The organism is Pusillimonas sp. NJUB218 (genome assembly GCF_003788685.1).
Taxonomy (GTDB): domain Bacteria; phylum Pseudomonadota; class Gammaproteobacteria; order Burkholderiales; family Burkholderiaceae_B; genus Neopusillimonas.
This window is the reverse complement of the sequence record NZ_NQMK01000023.1, coordinates 1-1,188: the sequence shown is the minus strand read 5'-3', so window position 1 is coordinate 1,188 and position 1,188 is coordinate 1. Positions and strand designations below refer to the sequence as shown.

Annotated in this window: 1 protein-coding gene; it reads left to right on the top strand. The window is 56.0% G+C overall.

Features of this window, described 5'->3' with window-relative positions; all coding sequences use genetic code 11:
- Window position 1: 1 nt before the first annotated feature.
- A partial coding sequence (tuf, locus tag CHR62_RS15530) for an elongation factor Tu (RefSeq protein ID WP_123661536.1) occupies window positions 2-1,188 on the top strand: 1,187 nt, incomplete at its 3' end.

Here is a 1,188-nt window from a genome sequence, read left to right as displayed (position 1 = left end):
CATGGCAAAAGGTAAGTTTGAGCGGACCAAACCGCACGTAAACGTCGGCACGATCGGTCACGTTGACCACGGCAAAACGACGCTGACCGCAGCGATCACAACAGTATTGTCCAAGGCCTTCGGTGGTGAAGCCAAAGACTACTCGCAAATTGACGCAGCTCCCGAAGAAAAGGCCCGTGGTATTACGATCAATACCTCGCACGTTGAGTACGAAACTGCAGCCCGTCACTACGCTCACGTTGACTGCCCCGGCCACGCCGACTACGTCAAGAACATGATTACGGGTGCCGCCCAGATGGACGGCGCGATTTTGGTGGTATCGGCCGCTGACGGCCCAATGCCCCAAACCCGTGAACACATTCTGCTGAGCCGTCAGGTTGGCGTGCCTTACATCATCGTGTTCCTGAACAAAGCCGACATGGTCGACGACGAAGAGTTGCTCGAGCTGGTCGAAATGGAAGTGCGCGAGCTGCTGTCCAAGTACGACTTCCCCGGCGACGACACCCCCATCATCAAGGGTTCGGCCAAGCTGGCACTGGAAGGCGACGAAGGCCCATTGGGTAAAGAAGCCATCCTGAAACTGGCTGAAGCACTGGACACCTACATCCCCACGCCTGAGCGTGCGGTTGACGGTACATTCCTGATGCCTGTTGAAGACGTATTCTCGATCTCGGGTCGCGGTACTGTAGTGACTGGCCGTATCGAGCGCGGTATCGTCAAAGTCGGCGAAGAGATCGAAATCGTTGGTATCAAAGACACCGTCAAGACGACTTGCACGGGCGTTGAAATGTTCCGCAAGTTGCTGGACCAAGGTCAAGCTGGCGACAACGTTGGTGTATTGCTGCGCGGTACCAAGCGTGAAGACGTTGAGCGTGGTCAAGTTCTGGCCAAGCCCGGCTCGATCAAGCCGCACACCGAGTTCACCGCCGAGGTGTACATTCTGTCAAAAGACGAAGGTGGCCGTCACACGCCGTTCTTCAATGGCTACCGTCCTCAGTTCTACTTCCGTACAACTGACGTTACCGGTACGATTGACCTGGGCGCAGACAAAGAAATGGTTCTGCCTGGCGATAACGTCTCGATGACTGTCAAGCTGATCGCTCCGATCGCTATGGAAGAAGGTCTGCGCTTCGCGATTCGCGAAGGTGGCCGTACCGTCGGCGCCGGTGTTGTTGCTAAAATTATTGC